14 protein-coding genes are annotated in these 14,290 nt (G+C 63.5%); 9 read left to right on the top strand and 5 right to left on the bottom strand.

Features of this window, described 5'->3' with window-relative positions; all coding sequences use genetic code 11:
• Positions 1 to 5 precede the first annotated feature (5 nt).
• Entirely contained in the window at positions 6 to 845 is an 840-nt protein-coding gene (locus tag OKW39_RS35330; protein WP_244144749.1) for an ABC transporter substrate-binding protein, read from the bottom strand.
• A 38-nt stretch (positions 846 to 883) separates the two neighbouring features.
• A complete protein-coding gene (metC, locus tag OKW39_RS35325) occupies positions 884 to 2,047 on the bottom strand; it encodes a cystathionine beta-lyase (protein WP_187630028.1) in 1,164 nt (387 codons plus the stop codon).
• Positions 2,048 to 2,147: 100 nt separating this feature from the next.
• On the opposite strand from metC, the gene OKW39_RS35320 reads away from it, so the two are divergent.
• The 6 genes from OKW39_RS35320 to OKW39_RS35295 all read left to right on the top strand — a co-directional run bounded on the left by OKW39_RS35320 (position 2,148) and on the right by OKW39_RS35295 (position 7,803).
• Positions 2,148 to 3,062, top strand: a complete 915-nt coding sequence (locus OKW39_RS35320) for a LysR substrate-binding domain-containing protein (RefSeq protein ID WP_429333208.1) — start codon at positions 2,148 to 2,150, stop codon at positions 3,060 to 3,062.
• 357 nt (positions 3,063 to 3,419) lie between these two features.
• Positions 3,420 to 4,019 (top strand): cytochrome b, encoded by a 600-nt coding sequence (locus tag OKW39_RS35315; RefSeq protein WP_090807993.1) that lies wholly within the window; start codon positions 3,420 to 3,422, stop codon positions 4,017 to 4,019.
• Between the two features lie 77 nt (positions 4,020 to 4,096).
• The gene (locus OKW39_RS35310; RefSeq protein ID WP_429564750.1) at positions 4,097 to 5,548 is read left to right on the top strand and encodes a glycosyltransferase family 2 protein; all 1,452 of its coding nucleotides are present in this window, start codon (positions 4,097 to 4,099) and stop codon (positions 5,546 to 5,548) included.
• 213 nt (positions 5,549 to 5,761) lie between these two features.
• Entirely contained in the window at positions 5,762 to 6,952 is a 1,191-nt protein-coding gene (locus OKW39_RS35305; protein ID WP_429364705.1) for a Rieske 2Fe-2S domain-containing protein, read from the top strand.
• A gap of 220 nt (positions 6,953 to 7,172) precedes the next feature.
• On the top strand, positions 7,173 to 7,298 hold the full coding sequence (locus OKW39_RS35300) for a hypothetical protein (protein ID WP_260321012.1): 126 nt from the start codon (positions 7,173 to 7,175) through the stop codon (positions 7,296 to 7,298).
• 70 nt (positions 7,299 to 7,368) lie between these two features.
• Positions 7,369 to 7,803: a rubredoxin gene (locus OKW39_RS35295; RefSeq protein WP_184030601.1), complete on the top strand. Its 435-nt coding sequence runs from the start codon at positions 7,369 to 7,371 to the stop codon at positions 7,801 to 7,803.
• Positions 7,804 to 7,836: 33 nt separating this feature from the next.
• Here OKW39_RS35295 and OKW39_RS35290 read toward each other — a convergent pair whose 3' ends face one another.
• Together OKW39_RS35290 and OKW39_RS35285 are read right to left on the bottom strand one after the other, a co-directional pair.
• On the bottom strand, positions 7,837 to 8,691 hold the full coding sequence (locus tag OKW39_RS35290) for an oxidoreductase (protein WP_429333211.1): 855 nt from the start codon (positions 8,689 to 8,691) through the stop codon (positions 7,837 to 7,839).
• A 229-nt stretch (positions 8,692 to 8,920) separates the two neighbouring features.
• The gene (locus OKW39_RS35285; protein WP_429564749.1) at positions 8,921 to 9,859 is read right to left on the bottom strand and encodes a LysR family transcriptional regulator; all 939 of its coding nucleotides are present in this window, start codon (positions 9,857 to 9,859) and stop codon (positions 8,921 to 8,923) included.
• 120 nt (positions 9,860 to 9,979) lie between these two features.
• Here OKW39_RS35285 and lysA point away from each other — a divergent pair, with 120 nt between their 5' ends.
• Entirely contained in the window at positions 9,980 to 11,236 is a 1,257-nt protein-coding gene (lysA, locus tag OKW39_RS35280; RefSeq protein WP_429564748.1) for a diaminopimelate decarboxylase, read from the top strand.
• Between the two features lie 50 nt (positions 11,237 to 11,286).
• Here lysA and OKW39_RS35275 read toward each other — a convergent pair whose 3' ends face one another.
• Positions 11,287 to 12,207 (bottom strand): LysR substrate-binding domain-containing protein, encoded by a 921-nt coding sequence (locus tag OKW39_RS35275; protein WP_429564747.1) that lies wholly within the window; start codon positions 12,205 to 12,207, stop codon positions 11,287 to 11,289.
• A 114-nt stretch (positions 12,208 to 12,321) separates the two neighbouring features.
• Between OKW39_RS35275 and OKW39_RS35270 the strand changes: the two genes are divergently transcribed.
• Positions 12,322 to 13,089 (top strand): transporter substrate-binding domain-containing protein, encoded by a 768-nt coding sequence (locus tag OKW39_RS35270; RefSeq protein ID WP_429364699.1) that lies wholly within the window; start codon positions 12,322 to 12,324, stop codon positions 13,087 to 13,089.
• Between the two features lie 37 nt (positions 13,090 to 13,126).
• On the top strand, positions 13,127 to 14,242 hold the full coding sequence (locus OKW39_RS35265; protein WP_429564746.1) for a succinylglutamate desuccinylase/aspartoacylase family protein: 1,116 nt from the start codon (positions 13,127 to 13,129) through the stop codon (positions 14,240 to 14,242).
• Positions 14,243 to 14,290 lie beyond the last annotated feature (48 nt).

Raw genomic sequence — 14,290 nt, 5'->3', positions numbered from 1 at the left:
CATGACTACTCCTTGTGTGCCTTCGCTTTGGTGATCGTGCCGGCCATATCGTAATCTTGCCCGACCCACTTCCTGGCAAGGGCCTCGATCGTCCCGTCAGCCATCATGTCTGCAATCGCCTTATCGACCGCTGCGAGCAGGGCCGGTTGGCCTTTCTGCAAAGCCGGCGCTGATAGCTGGTAGATCAAGGGTTCGCCCACTTCCTTGACCGGTAAATGGTTGACGTTGGCGTACTTCATGCCGCCGAAGTGCGAGATGATGACTGCGTCGATACGTCCATTGCCCAGATCGCTGAAGACGAGTCCCCCGTTATCGTACGAACGAATGTCGGAGTCATGCAGGTGTGCTCGTGCCCAAGTTTCATTGCTCGAGCCAGTGACCACTCCCACTCGCTTGCCTTTAAGGGTTTCCTTGCCCTTAATGTCTGTGTTGCCGGCGGGTACGAAAATGCGGAAATCCTCCACGCCGTATGGTTCGCCGAAATCAACCTGTTGTTGCCGTTCAGGTGTAGGCGTGAGATCGTTCATCACAAGGTCGTACTTGCCCGTCTTCAACCCTTCCACGAAGTTCTTGAACGAATCGGCGACGAATACTACGTTCGGCACGCCAATGCGCTTGCCGACTTCCTTTGCAATTGCAACGTCATAGCCGACAGGTTGATTGTTTTCGTCAAGCATGCTCCATGGGGGACTACTCTGGGTGTTGGCCACGCGCAATGTGCCATTCGCCTTCACCTGCGCGAGAAGATCCGCTGCCTGCACAGTAGCGGGTGAACTGAATGCCGCGGAAAGCGTCACGAAACTCGCTACCGTGGCAAAGCGTCTCCATCCATTGATTGATTTCATCTCGTACTCACTCATCCAGGTAAATTGAATTAAAAAATCTACGCAGCGGTTGCCCGGGCGCGTCCGAATGCGTCAAGACCGGCATTCAGATCCGCAAGCAGCATCGCCGGGTCCTCCAACCCGATCGAAAGGCGCACGATAGGCTGGTCGGTAAGCGGGAACGCACGCTCGGCCTGCAACGGGGCCGGGTAGTAGGCAGCGAGGCTATGCACGCCTCCCCAGCTCGCCCCGATGGGGAAATACTGGAGCGTATCGAAGAATGCGTTGAACGCGTCCTCCGCCGCGGGCTGGAGGATCAGGGAGAAGAGACACCCGCTGCTCGCAAAATCCCGCTTCCAGATGGCATGACCGGCATCGGACGGCAGTGCCGGGAACAGCACCTTGCTCACTTCCGGGTGACGTTCTAGTTCCCTCGCAATCTGCAGCGTTGAGGCGCTCTGGGCAGCGAAGCGGACCTTCAGGGTTTGCAGGCCGCGCATGACGAGGAAGCAGTCATCAGGGCTGGTCTGCTGGCCGAGAACGCTCTGCGTCTCGCGCAAGGTCGCGTAGTAATCCGCGTCGTTCATGCTGATGCAGCCCGCCAGTAGATCCGAATGACCACCAAAAAATTTCGTCGCGGCTTCGACGCTGAAATCCACACCATGTTCGAGCGGTTTGAAAGCGAGCGGGCTTGCCCAAGTGTTGTCCATCATCGTCAATACGCCGTGACGTTTCGCGACTTCGACGATCGCCGGAATGTCGGGCATCTCCATCGTCACCGTCCCCGGCGACTCCATGCAGATCATGCGGGTGTTGGGCTTGATGTACTTTTGAATCGCAGCCCCGATTGCCGGCGGATACAGTTCGACCTCGACGTCGAAGTGCGCCAGCCACTTATGCGCGAATGTCTTGAGCGCGCCGTAGCAGGCAGCGGACACCAGCAGGTGATCGCCGCCGCGCACGAAGCCCATCACGGTCGTCATCAGCGCGGATTGACCGGAAGGCGTCACCACGCAATGCGCGCCACCTTCGAGCTCGGCGATGCGGTGCTCCAGTTCACGAGCCGTTGGCGTTCCGGTGATGCCATAGCTGTAACCGTCCGGTTGCCGCTCCTTGCGGCGCGAAAACTCGGCCAGAGAATCGAATACAACTGTCGATGCCCGCATGACAGATGGGGACAGGCTGCGGAACGGCTGCGGCGCTTTCTGGGGATTGCTTGTCATCTTGCTCCCGGCGATGCCTCGTGGTGGATTGATGATCGAAGTTTACTTTTACCCGGGATTGCATCAACATCGGAAATAATTAGGTCAATAAGTGTAGGTTATGCGGATCAGGGATATCGAAGTATTCAGGGCGGTCATGAACGCAGGAAGCACGAGCAAGGCGGCGGCCCTGCTCGGCATTTCGCAACCGGCTGTCAGTCAGGCCATCAGGCGTCTGGAAACCATGGCGGACTTCGGCCTGTTCGAGCGGATACGCAGCCGGCTCGTTCCCACCCCGGAAGCCGTCGCCCTGATGCGTGAGGTTGACCAGTACTTTCGCGGATTTGAGGTCATCGAGCATCGAATCCGTAGTTTGCGCTCCTACGGATTGGGCCGGATGGCGATCGCCTCTCTGCCGGCACTGGGCACAGGCTTTCTGCCACGTGTCATTGCGGCGTTCGATGCCCCGTCCAGAAACGTGCAAATTTCGCTACAGGTGATGAGTTCGCGCGAAGTGCATGAGAAGGTCTCGGCTGGACAGGTGGATTTCGGCCTGATGTCCGACGAGATGTCGATGGCCGGCCTCGAACACTCGGTGTTCGCGCGTATGCGGGCTGTCGCAGTGATGAACTCGCATCATCCTTTGGCCACGCGTCCTGTCATCGCTGTTGCGGACCTGCCTGAATTTCCTTTCATCGCGCTGAATCCCGAAGACAGCACCAGGCTACGCCTGGAAACGCAACTCACGGCACGCGAAATCCGTCTCAAACCGGTCGTCGAGACGCCGTATTCGCACACGATCTGCGAACTGGCGCTCGCGGGAGTCGGTATAGGAATCGCTCATCCGCTCGTGACGTTGGACTTCGCAGAGCGGGGACTCGTCGTGAAGCCGATCGACATCGAGGTAATGTTCACAGGAGTGCTGGTGTTTCGCCCTGGTACCCCACTCACGGAAACCGCGAGGCAGTTCATGCGGCACATGAGAATGCAGCTCGAACGTGACCAGAAGGCGCTCAAAAGGGCGCTGGCGAATTGATCGGATAGAAATCGGAGACGCTTGATCGCTACATCGCGCCTGGCCTTGTCACGTTCGACACCGCGTTCGAGCGACGGCTCGAACGCGCGCAAGCGCAAGGTGAACACGATGCTGCCGGGCGTCCCGCGCTGATCTGCGGGACGCCAGCCAGAACATGGGCCAAAACACCAGCTAAAAAGCAGCCACGCGAGTGCGATTTGCGCGCGTGTCGTGCCTCCAAAGCTCGAAACAAACTGAAACACGCAGGTTAAGCGCTTTGCGGAATAAAACGGCACACTTGGGCGTTTGCCTGATACCAGTAGCGTCGATTTTCAAACAGCTTTCACGGCATTCATCGCCCTCGCGAACGGAACCCCCATGAACACCCAAGCGAATTCCCTGACCGATTCGACCGATGCCTCTCGCCCGCCGCGCTATACGCGCACCGCGATGACGCTGCACTGGCTGATCGCGTTGCTGATGTGCGTCAATGTCGTGCTCGCTCTGTCCGCTGATTCGCTGCCCGACGACTGGGTGCGTCCGGTGATCGACACACACAAATCGATCGGCATCACGGTGCTCGGGCTCGCGCTGCTGCGCATCCTGTGGCGCGTGTCGCACAAGCCGCCGCCGTTGCCGCGCGAGTTTCCGTCGTGGGAAAAGATTGCCGCGCACCTCGCGCACTTCGCGCTGTATTTGCTGATGATTGCGTTGCCGCTGTCCGGCTGGCTGCACGATTCCGCTTGGAAAGACGCGGCCACGCATCCGATGCAGTGGTTCGGCCTGTTCCAATGGCCGCGCTTCGGCTATGTGATGCATCTCGACCCGACGCTGAAAGAGACGTTGCACGATCGCTTCGGCGCGCTGCATGCGTGGCTCGGTTATGCGCTCTATGCGTTGCTGGCGATGCATATCGGCGGCGCGCTCAAGCATGAGTGGCTCGATCGCAAATCGGTGTTGAAGCGCATGACGCCGTGAAGCCGCCGCGTGTTTTTGATGGCGCGAACACAGCTTCGCCAACTAACCGCAACCCAGTTGAACCTGAAACACTCACCTTGAAGAAGACCCTAGAACAGGCACTCGCTGTCGCGTCGCCGCGCATTCTGCCGCGTCGCGCGACGCTATCGAGCACGCTGATCCATTCCAGCGTCGTCGTGCTGTGGGCACTGCTGTTCGCGCGAGCATTCTTTCTGCGTGGCGCGCTCGCGTGGTCGACCGGTATTGCGTATGTCGCATACGACACGTTGCTGCTCGCGTTCGTCACGTGGAAGTCGTTGCCGCTCACGCGCCGCGCGGCGCCGCTCGAAGCCGACCACGAACGGCGCGAGTTGCCGGCCATGGGTGTCATCGTCGCGTCGCGTAACGAGGCGGCCGTGTTGCCGGTCACGCTCGCCGCGCTGCTGCGGCAAACGCACGGCCCCGCGCAGATCGTGATCGCCGACGACGGCTCCACCGACGCCACCGCCGAGCTGCTCACGCAACGCTTCGGCCTCACGCCCGCCGCCGACGGCGTGCTGAGCGCGCCGAGCTCGCAGCATCCGAACCTGTTCTGGCTGCGCGTGCCGCACGGCGGCAAGGCCCGCGCGCTGAACGCCGCGATCACCGTGATGACGACCGACACCGTGATGACCGTCGACGCCGACACGATGCTCGACGACGACGCCACCTACGCGATGCGCGCCGCGTTCGCGAGCGAGCCGTCGCTCGTCGCGGCAGCGGGCATTCTCGTGCCGGTCTGCGGCAAGTCGCTGTCGGGCCGCGTGTTCCAGTGGTTCCAGACCTACGAGTACATGCGCAACTTCATCGCGCGTTTCGCGTGGATGCGCGCGGACAGCCTGCTGCTGATCTCGGGCGCATTCGCGTCGTTCCGGCGCGATGCGCTCGTCGCGGTCGGCGGCTTCGATCCGCAGTGTCTGGTCGAGGATTACGAACTGATTCACCGGCTGCGCCGCTATTCGGTGGATCACGAGCTCGGCTGGGACGTGCGCGTGGTCGGCGAAGCGCATGCGCGCACCGATGCGCCCGACACCCTCGCAAGCTTTCTGCGCCAGCGCCGCCGCTGGTTCGCGGGCTTCCTGCAGACGCAGTACTGGAACCGCGACATGACCGGCAATCCGCGCTACGGTACGCTCGGCATGCTGATGCTGCCGGTCAAGGCGGTCGACACGATGCAGCCGATCTACGGCCTTACGGCATTCGCATTGCTACTCGGTTTTCTGTTCGGCGGACACGGGGCAATCGTCGTGTCGATCTTCAGCGTGATCGGCCTGAAAACGGCGATCGATCTGGCGTTTTACCTGTGGAGCATCCATCTCTACCGGCGCTGGACCGGCGAGCGCAGTGGCAACAGTCTCGGCATGGCGATGCTCGCGGCCGTTGCGGAGCCGTTCTCGTTCCAGCTCGCGCGTCACCTGGGCGCCGCGCTCGGCTGGCTGCATTTTCTGCGCGGCGGCCGCGCGTGGGGCGTGCAACGGCGCGCCGGGCTCGTCGCGGTCGACGAGGATTGAGCAGCTCGAAGTGCAGGTCAATGTTTCCGTAGGGCGGGTGTGGTAAAGGAAGCTCGTCACCCTGATGCGCGCTGCCGCGCAATGTGTGCTGCGATGCATCGCGCATGCCGGCGAAAGTGCCATGCGGCGGCTGCATCAAGTAGACTGATGAAGATGCCGCACTGCCCTGCAGCGCGGCAACCTTCCATCCGCTGGTGCACGGAGGCTTGGTCTATGCATGCAGTTCCCCCGCTCGAACAGGAACAGGAATCCGCAGGCGCAACGCTCGCTGCCGCGCCTGCTCAAGCCACTCACGAGGCGCCGGTGCGCGATCTGCGCCGCGTCGCCATTCATCCGGATTACTGGTACCCACTCGCGTGGTCGCATGAAGTGAAGCGCGGCAAGACGCTCGGCGTGACCTTCGCCGGCGATCCGATCGTGCTCGCGCGCACCGGGAGCGGCAAAGTGTTCGCGCTGGAAGATCGCTGCGCGCATCGGCAGGTGCCGCTGCATCAGGGCGTGGTCGACGGCGAATCGATTCGCTGCGGCTATCACGGCTGGACCTACGACTGCTCGGGCAAGTGCATCGACGTGCCGTACCTGGGCCGCGAGCGTCTACCGAACGGTGTGCGCTCGTATCCGTGTCAGGAAGTGGAGGGGCTGATCTTCGTGTTTCCCGGCGACGCCGCGCTCGCGGAGGAGCGGCCGTTGCCGGGCTTTCGCTCGGTGTCCGACCCGAAGTACAAGACGCGCCGTTTCGGCCGTCCGGTCAAGTGTCATTATTCATTCATGCACGAGAACCTGATGGACATGAATCATCAGTTCCTGCATCGCCGCCAGATGGGGCGCATGCGCGCGCGTTCGCTCGGGCGGCGGCGCGGTGAGGGCTGGGTCGAGGTCGACTACACGTTTGCGCGCATGGAGGGGCAGCAGCCGCTAGGCGAGGCGATGGTGTTCGGCGAGAGGCGCAAGACCGGTGGCTCCGGCGACAAAGACGTCATGACGATCCGCACCGAATACCCGTTCCAGACGCTGCAAATCCGCAACGACGAGCAGACGCTGGTGATGGACCTGTGGATCGTCTATGTGCCGCTCGACCGCGAGCAGCGCACCAACCGAACGTTCGGGCTGCTGTCGATCCGCAAGCCCGGCATTCCGGGTGTGATGAATCTCGCATGGCCGCTGCTGGTGTGGTTCACCGAACGCATTTTCAAGGAGGATCGCGAGATCGTCGAGGCGGAGCAACGCGCCCACGATTCGCAGGGAGCGGACTGGAATCACGAGGTGTTCCCGGTCATCAACGACTTGCGCGCGCTGCTGCGCGAGTGCGGCGCGCCGGACCAGGTGGTCGGCGCGGGCACCGGCGATACGGCGGTGATCCGTTTCTGGGATTCGCGTCACGGCGATCCGCTCGCCAAGACCTGAGCGCGGCGCGGGTGTGTTCACCGGCGCCGCGCACCCCGTCCCGCCACGGCTTTCCCCCTCGCCGGGAATTAATCCATCTTCCCACGGTAGACAATGCGCGGCGCGCGAGCGGCGATAATATCGCCCGGTACTTTGATTGCGCGCGAGTTTGCGCCAATCGACATTCGTCGCGTCCGCACCCGTGTACCATTGCGCTTTTTCCGAACTTCAAGACTCGCTCGTGACCTCGCAACAAACCCCCACCAACTCGCGTAAATCCCTCACTTTGCTGCAGTTGCTTGGCCTGATCGGCGCCGCTGGCCTGATCGCCTCGATCGCGCTGAATCTGCTGGTCCACGCGCACTGAAGCAGCGCCCGCGTCGCGCGGGCGGCCATATGCCGGCGCGTCGCCGGCATTCTCGAGATTTTTGATTGCCATGTACAAGAAGGGCGTAGCCGTAGAAATCCAGTTTTCCCCCGAGCGGCTCAACGACGGCGCCGGCGATCCGTACTGGATCGATCTGACCCGCGACGAAGCGCAGCGCCTGCTCGACAGCCTGAAGGCGCGGCTCGCGGGAACCGGTAGCGGCACGGTCGCGCCGCTCGTCGTGAGCCTCGATGCGACGGCGCGCACGTGCGCGGCGGATGCCGCTGCGACCGGTACGCCCGATGCGCCGTCGGCCGCGAACGTCGCCACAGCCGACGACTTCAAGCAATGGGTCTGCGTGATCTGCGGCTGGGTCTACGACGAAGCCGCAGGCGTGCCGGAAGAGGGCATCGCGCCGGGCACGCGCTGGGCCGATGTGCCGGCCGATTGGCGCTGCCCGCTGTGCGATGTGGGCAAGGAAGATTTTGCGCTGGTGGAGTTTTAAGCGGCGGGCCGAGGCTCGCCTGATAAACCCGCTCTACGCCGTCCCTTCCGGATAATCCGCCCCCTCGCTCGTCGCTCGCCAGGTGTCGAAATCGCCGCGCAGAAAGTCGAGCTTCCTGTACGCGAGATCGAGCGCGGTCTTGCCGAGCAGCAGACGCAGCGGCGGCGCATCCGACAACGCCGCATCGATGATCGCCTGCGCGGCTCGCACCGGGTCGCCGGCCTGGTTGCCGCTGCGCGCTTCGGTCTGCTTGCGGCGCTCGCCGGCGGTCGACGCATAGTCGTCGATCAACGTTGCCGACTGCTTGATCGACGGACCCGCCCAGTTGGTGCGAAACGGCCCAGGCTCGACGATCAGCACGCCGATGCCGAGTGGTTTCACTTCCAGCGCGAGCGATTCCGACAGCCCTTCCACTGCGTACTTCGTCGCATGGTAGTAGCCGGTCGCCGCGAAACTCGCAATCCCGCCAATCGACGACACGTTGACGATCAAACCGCTGCGCTGCTCACGCATGATCGGCAGCACGGCCTTCGTGATGTCGACGAGGCCGAACACGTTGGTCTCGAACATCGCGCGGACTTCGCTGTCCTCGCCTTCCTCGATCGCGGCCAGATAACCGTAGCCCGCGTTGTTGACGAGCGCGTCGACGCGGCCGAAATGGCGCTTCGCCTGCGCGACCACGGTTTCTATCTGCGCGCGATTGGTCACGTCGAGCGGCAGCACCAGCGCGCGCTCGCCGTGCCCCTCTGCGATGTCCTTCACTTTCGATGCATCGCGCGCGGTGACGACCGCGCGCCAGCCGCGTTCGAGCACGAGCTTCGCGAGCTCGCGGCCGAAGCCGGTGGAACAGCCTGTGATCAGCCAGACGGGATTGTCTCGATTCATCATTTGGAACACTCCTGTTGAGGGTCTATGACGTGAAGACTGGAAAACGGCGCTAAAAACGGCGCCCCGATGCAGCGCAGACGCGCGGCGCGTCGGTAATCGGTATGCGGGTGATGTCAGCTCGAAGCGTGCCCGGTTCGCGCGGCGAACGGTTCGGGCGGTGGCCCCGCGCGAACGCGCGTGGCGCTGCGCGGATTCGCCCGGCGATGAAGCGGGGACGCCGCCGTGACTGCTATGAATGCGATGACCGCTTGGGGCTGGTGTGGCGCTTCAATTGTAGCCGCAGCGCGGCGGCTTCGCTTTGCAGCGCGCCGACGAACGCGTCCGCGAGCGGATGCGCGGGCCGGTGCTCGGGACGGATCACGCTGACGCGAAACGGCAGCGACAACGCGAGCGCCCGGATATGCAGATTGTGGCCCGCGAAATCGAGCGCGGTCAGCGGATTGACGATCGCAATGCCGAGCCCTTGCCGCACGAAGCTGCACACGGACACCGCGGTCGGCGTTTCGATCAGCAGGCGGCGCGCGATGCCGGCTCGCGCGAACGCTTCGTCGATTTGCAGCCGGTATGGATCGTTCGCGGACAGGCTGATGAACGCCTGATCGGCGAAATCTTTCAATGCGATCACGCGTTTCGCGAGCAGCGGGTGAGCGTCGGGCAGCACACACACTTCATCGACGGCGATGAGTGGCGTGAGCCGCGTGCCGGGCGGCGGCGCGTCGTGCTCGGTGAGGCCGAGGTCGTAGCGCTGCGCGCTCAGCCATTCTTCGAGAAACGGCGACTCCTGCGTCGCGATCGATACGCTGACGCCCGGCTGCACATCGTGAAAGCGTTTGACGGCGCCCGGCAGGATCGAATGCGAAAACACCGGCAGCGCGATCACGGACAGCTGGCCACCCTTGAATTCGCGCAGCGCGGCCGCGGTCGACGCGACGCGTTCGAGCCCGACATACGCGCGCTTGATCTCGTCGAACAGCGTCAGCGCGGATTGCGTGGGACGTAGCCGGCCCTGCACTCGCTCGAACAACGCGAAGCCGATGCTCTGTTCCATGCGCGCAAGTTCGCGGCTTACGGTGGGCTGCGACGTGAACAGCATCTCGGCTGCCTTGGTCACGCTGCCGGCCGTCATCAGCGCGCGGAAGATTTCGATGTGCCGGTGCGTGAGCGCCATGGTGGGTCCGTGCTATATCAAAAGTGAATAGGCGAGCAATAGAGGGGTATTTTACTGAATGATCGCCACGGATCATCATGTCGGCTATCGCTTTCGCAAAGCTTCGACATGCAACCGACCATGACGCCATTCGACTCCCATCAACTCGCCGACCTCGCGCGCCAGCACGGCACGCCGCTATGGGTCTATGACGCCGACACGATCCGCCGGCGCATCGCGCAGTTGCGCAGTTTCGACACGATCCGCTACGCGCAGAAGGCCTGTTCGAACGTGCACATCCTGAAGCTGATGCGCGACGAAGGCGTGATGGTCGATGCGGTCTCTTTGGGTGAACTCGCGCGCGGTTTTGCCGCGGGTTATGCGGCTCAACCCGCATCGAACGGTGGGCCCGAAGGCGTCGTCTTCACCGCCGACGTGCTCGACCACGCGACGCTGGCCACCGTGCTCGACGAGCGAATCACGGTCAACGCCGGCTCGCCCGACATGCTCGAACGGCTCGGGAGACACGCGAGCGAAGGCCATCGCGTGTGGCTGCGGATCAATCCCGGCTTCGGTCACGGCCAGAGCAGCAAGACCAACACAGGCGGCGAGCACAGCAAGCACGGCATCTGGCGCGATGAACTGCCACGCGCGCTCGAACTGGTGCGGCGCTATCGGCTGAAGCTCGTCGGGCTGCATATGCATATCGGCTCGGGTGTCGATTACGCGCATCTCGCGAAAGTGTGCGATGCGATGGTCGATGCGGTGTCGCAACTCGATCAGGATATCGAGGCGATTTCCGCGGGTGGTGGTTTGTCGGTGCCGTATCGCGATGACGAGCTAAGTGTCGATACCGCGCATTATTTCCGGCTGTGGGACGACGCGCGGCGCCGCATCGAAGCACGCGTCGGGCATCGCGTGCGACTCGAAATCGAACCGGGGCGCTTTCTGGTCGCGCAGGCAGGTGTACTCGTCGCCGAAGTGCACGCGCTGAACCGGCGGCCGTCGCGGCAATTCGCGTTGCTCGATGCGGGCTTCAACGACCTGGTGCGGCCGTCGTACTACGGCAGTTATCACGAGATCAGCGTGCTTCGGCGCAACGGCACGCCGAGCGATGCGCCGGCCGGCTCGTTCAGCGTGGCGGGGCCACTGTGCGAAGCCGGCGACGTGTTCACGCAGGCGCAAGGCGGTGTCGTCACGAGCCGGTCGATGCCCGCGCCTCGAGTGGGCGACCTGCTCGTGTTCCATGACACAGGCGCGTACGGCGCGTCGATGTCATCGAACTACAACAGCCGGCCGCTCGCGCCCGAGGTGCTGATCGAGCGCGGCAACGCGCGGCTGATCCGGCGCAGGCAGCGCATCGAAGAACTGATAGCGCTCGAAGCAACGGCGGCTTGAGCGGCGCATTGGAGCTCAACACTCAACACTCAACGCTCAACGCTCAACGCTCAATGCGCCCGCACCGCGCGCGTGTACGACGCCATCATCGTCGCGAACTCCTGCGCGGCTGGGGTCAGCGGAATCGCGGCGCGTTGCAGCAGACAGACGTTCTGCTGCAACGCGCGCTCGCGCACGGGGATCGTCGTCAGCACGTCCGCGAACGGCCCGCGCTTCGCGATGACCGATGATTCGAGCGACAGGCAATCAGTCGCGGCTACCAGGTGCAGCGTCTCGTACAAGCCCTCGACGGTCGCGACGATCTTCGGCGGCGCCAAGCCGTAGCTATCGAACAGATGGCTCAACCGGTTGACGTGCGGCTCCTCGGTCAGATTCGGCGAGCGCGTTGTCACCCACCTGCAATCGACGAGTTCGGCGAGCGACTTCGCGCGCGCCTTCGGATGACCGCGCCGGCACACGATCACCGGGTCGGACGGATAGAGCGGCGTGACAGACAGATCGGCGGTGTCGGTCTGCTTCGATACGAGCGCGACAGCGAAATCCAGCGTGCCTTCGCGGATCCACGAAATCATCATGCGCGACGTGCCCGTGCGCAGATGCACGGCGACGCGCTCGAAGCGCGCACGAAATTCCATCAACACGGGCGCGAACGCGTCGACGAGCGGCTCTGTCGTCATGCCGAACGTGACCTCGCCCACGTAGTCGCCGCGCAGTTGCCGCACGTCCTCCTCGGCACGCTCGCATTCACCGAGGATCGCGCCGGCCCGCTGCAGCAGCCGCTGGCCCAGCGCGGTCAGCGCAATGCCGCGATTGGTGCGCGTGAACAGCGTCGCGCCGAGCATCGATTCGAGGTTCTGCAACTGCTGCGTGATGCCGCTTTGCGCGATGCCGAGCGCGCGCGAGGCCGCGCGGATGCTGCCATGCTCGGCGACCGCCGTGAACGCGCGCAGCTGGGAAATCGTCAATGCCATGGCGACAGGGTTTGCTGATCGGTAAAAGTGATCATGATAGTCCGAACGGGACTTCTTTGAGGCGCCACAGCGGCTTACGATCACGCTGTCCTGATCCGCTCATCGTCGCCTTCCATGAAAACTCCACTGATGACTCTCTGCGCCGCGCTGGCTTTCAGCAGCGGCGCGTTCGCCGCTGACGCCAACACGTTGCGCCTCGGCATCGATCCGACCTATCCGCCGATGGACTCGAAGGCGCCCGATGGCAGCCTGAAGGGCTTCGACGTCGATCTCGGCAACGAGATTTGCCGGCGCATCCACGCGCATTGTCAGTGGGTCGAACTCGAGTTTTCGGGCATGATCCCGGCGCTGCAGGCGCGCAAGATCGACGCGGTGCTGTCGTCGATGGCGATCACCGAGAAGCGCGAGCAGCAGATTCTGTTTTCGTCGAAGCTGTTCCAGTTCAAGTCGCGGCTGATCGCGCGGCAAGGCTCGTCGCTCGCGCCTACGGCGAGCGGACTTGCCGGCAAGCAGATCGGCGTGCAGTCGGGCACGCAGTTCGAGAGCTACGCACTGAAGAACTGGACGCCGCTCGGCGCGAACGTGGTCGCCTACAAGAGCCAGGACGAGGTGTTCGCCGATCTGCAGAACGGCCGGCTCGACGGCGCGTTGCTCGGCACCGTCGAGGCCGATTACGGCTTCCTGCGCACGCCCGCGGGCAAGGGCTTCGCGTTTGTCGGCGAGCCGCTTTCGATGGGAGATCGCGGCGTCGGCATCGGCTTGCGCAAGGACGAAACCGCGTTGCAGGCATCGATCAACGAGGCGATCGCGTCGATGCGCAAAGACGGCACCTATGCGCGGATCGCGAAGAAGTACTTCGACTTCGATCCGTACGGCAATTGATGCAGATTTCCAACATTATCTTCACGGCTTTCCATTCATGAACAGGCAATCGATTCCGCTTGTGTCGCCAGCCATCGGCACGCACCGCGAACTGGTGTCGTTTCATTTCGGCCCGGCCAATAGCGGGCAGAAGATCTACATCCAGGCGTCGCTGCATGCCGACGAAACGCCCGCGATGCTGACCACGGTGCTGCTGAAGCGGCGTCTGCGGGAGCTCGAGGAAGCCGGCGCGCTGAGCGCTCAAATCGTGCTCGTGCCGGTGTCGAATCCGGTCGGGCTCAGTCAACACGTGCTCGGGCAGTTCATCGGCCGCTTCGATCTCGGCAGTGGCAAGAACTTCAACCGGCATTTCGTGCAGTTCGCAAAGCTCGTCGCGAATGCGAAAGAGGCGCTCGGCGCCGACGCGAACCAGAACCGCCGCATCGTGCGCGAGCTGCTCGCGGCCGAACTCGCGCAACAGAAGCCGCTGACCGAATTCGAGTCGCTGCAACTGGCGCTCTTGAAGTTGTCGTGCGACGCGGACGTCGTGATCGATCTGCATTGCTCGCTCGAAGCGGCGATGCATGTGTACACGAGCGAATCCGCTTGGGCCGAGTTCGAGCCGCTGTCGCGCTATCTCGGTGCAGAGGCGTCGTTGCTCGCGACCGATTCGGGCGGCGGCGCGTTCGACGAAACCCACAGCCTGCTGTGGTGGACGTTGCAGCAGCAGATGCCGGCGAGTAAGCCAGTGCCGACCGGCTCGATCGCGGTGACGGTCGAATGCCGCGGCCAGCGCGACGTGTCGTATGAAGTCGCGCAGCAGGATGCCGACGCGCTCGTCGACTATCTGGTGTGGCGCGGCGCGATTCGGGGCGAGGCCAAACCGTTGCCGCCGCTGCTGTCGCCGGCGACGCCGCTCGCGGGCAGCGAGCAGTTCTATGCGCCGGTGAGCGGGATTCTCGTGCACCGCGCGAAGATCGGCGACAAGATCCGCGTCGGCCAGCCGCTGTTCGATATCGTCGATCCGCTGACCGACAAGACGACCACGATCGCGAGCAAGACCGAAGGGGTGCTGTACATGCGGCGCGCGATCCGTTTCGTGACGGCCGGTGCGCCGCTCGGTCGCGTGACCGGCACGCGGCCGATCCGAACGGGCGTGTTGCTGGGCGCCTGATCGCGTAGCGGCTATGCCGGACTCGGCATCCAGGGGCCGCCTCGACGC

The organism is Paraburkholderia sp. MM6662-R1, from assembly GCF_050436245.1.
Lineage (GTDB): Bacteria > Pseudomonadota > Gammaproteobacteria > Burkholderiales > Burkholderiaceae > Paraburkholderia > Paraburkholderia tuberum.
Note: the sequence above shows the minus strand (reverse complement) of the source record. Positions and strands in the feature narration are given on the sequence as shown.

What these genes read in the sequence shown, in the direction of transcription:
- OKW39_RS35330 (WP_244144749.1), bottom strand. Translation starts at nt 845, where the DNA reads ATGAAATCAATCAATGGATGGAGACGCTTTGCCACGGTAGCGAGTTTC.
- metC (WP_187630028.1), bottom strand. Translation starts at nt 2,047, where the DNA reads ATGACAAGCAATCCCCAGAAAGCGCCGCAGCCGTTCCGCAGCCTGTCC.
- OKW39_RS35320 (WP_429333208.1), top strand. Translation starts at nt 2,148, where the DNA reads ATGCGGATCAGGGATATCGAAGTATTCAGGGCGGTCATGAACGCAGGA.
- OKW39_RS35315 (WP_090807993.1), top strand. Translation starts at nt 3,420, where the DNA reads ATGAACACCCAAGCGAATTCCCTGACCGATTCGACCGATGCCTCTCGC.
- OKW39_RS35305 (WP_429364705.1), top strand. Translation starts at nt 5,762, where the DNA reads ATGCATGCAGTTCCCCCGCTCGAACAGGAACAGGAATCCGCAGGCGCA.
- OKW39_RS35295 (WP_184030601.1), top strand. Translation starts at nt 7,369, where the DNA reads ATGTACAAGAAGGGCGTAGCCGTAGAAATCCAGTTTTCCCCCGAGCGG.
- OKW39_RS35290 (WP_429333211.1), bottom strand. Translation starts at nt 8,691, where the DNA reads ATGATGAATCGAGACAATCCCGTCTGGCTGATCACAGGCTGTTCCACC.
- OKW39_RS35285 (WP_429564749.1), bottom strand. Translation starts at nt 9,859, where the DNA reads ATGGCGCTCACGCACCGGCACATCGAAATCTTCCGCGCGCTGATGACG.
- lysA (WP_429564748.1), top strand. Translation starts at nt 9,980, where the DNA reads ATGACGCCATTCGACTCCCATCAACTCGCCGACCTCGCGCGCCAGCAC.
- OKW39_RS35275 (WP_429564747.1), bottom strand. Translation starts at nt 12,207, where the DNA reads ATGGCATTGACGATTTCCCAGCTGCGCGCGTTCACGGCGGTCGCCGAG.
- OKW39_RS35270 (WP_429364699.1), top strand. Translation starts at nt 12,322, where the DNA reads ATGAAAACTCCACTGATGACTCTCTGCGCCGCGCTGGCTTTCAGCAGC.
- OKW39_RS35265 (WP_429564746.1), top strand. Translation starts at nt 13,127, where the DNA reads ATGAACAGGCAATCGATTCCGCTTGTGTCGCCAGCCATCGGCACGCAC.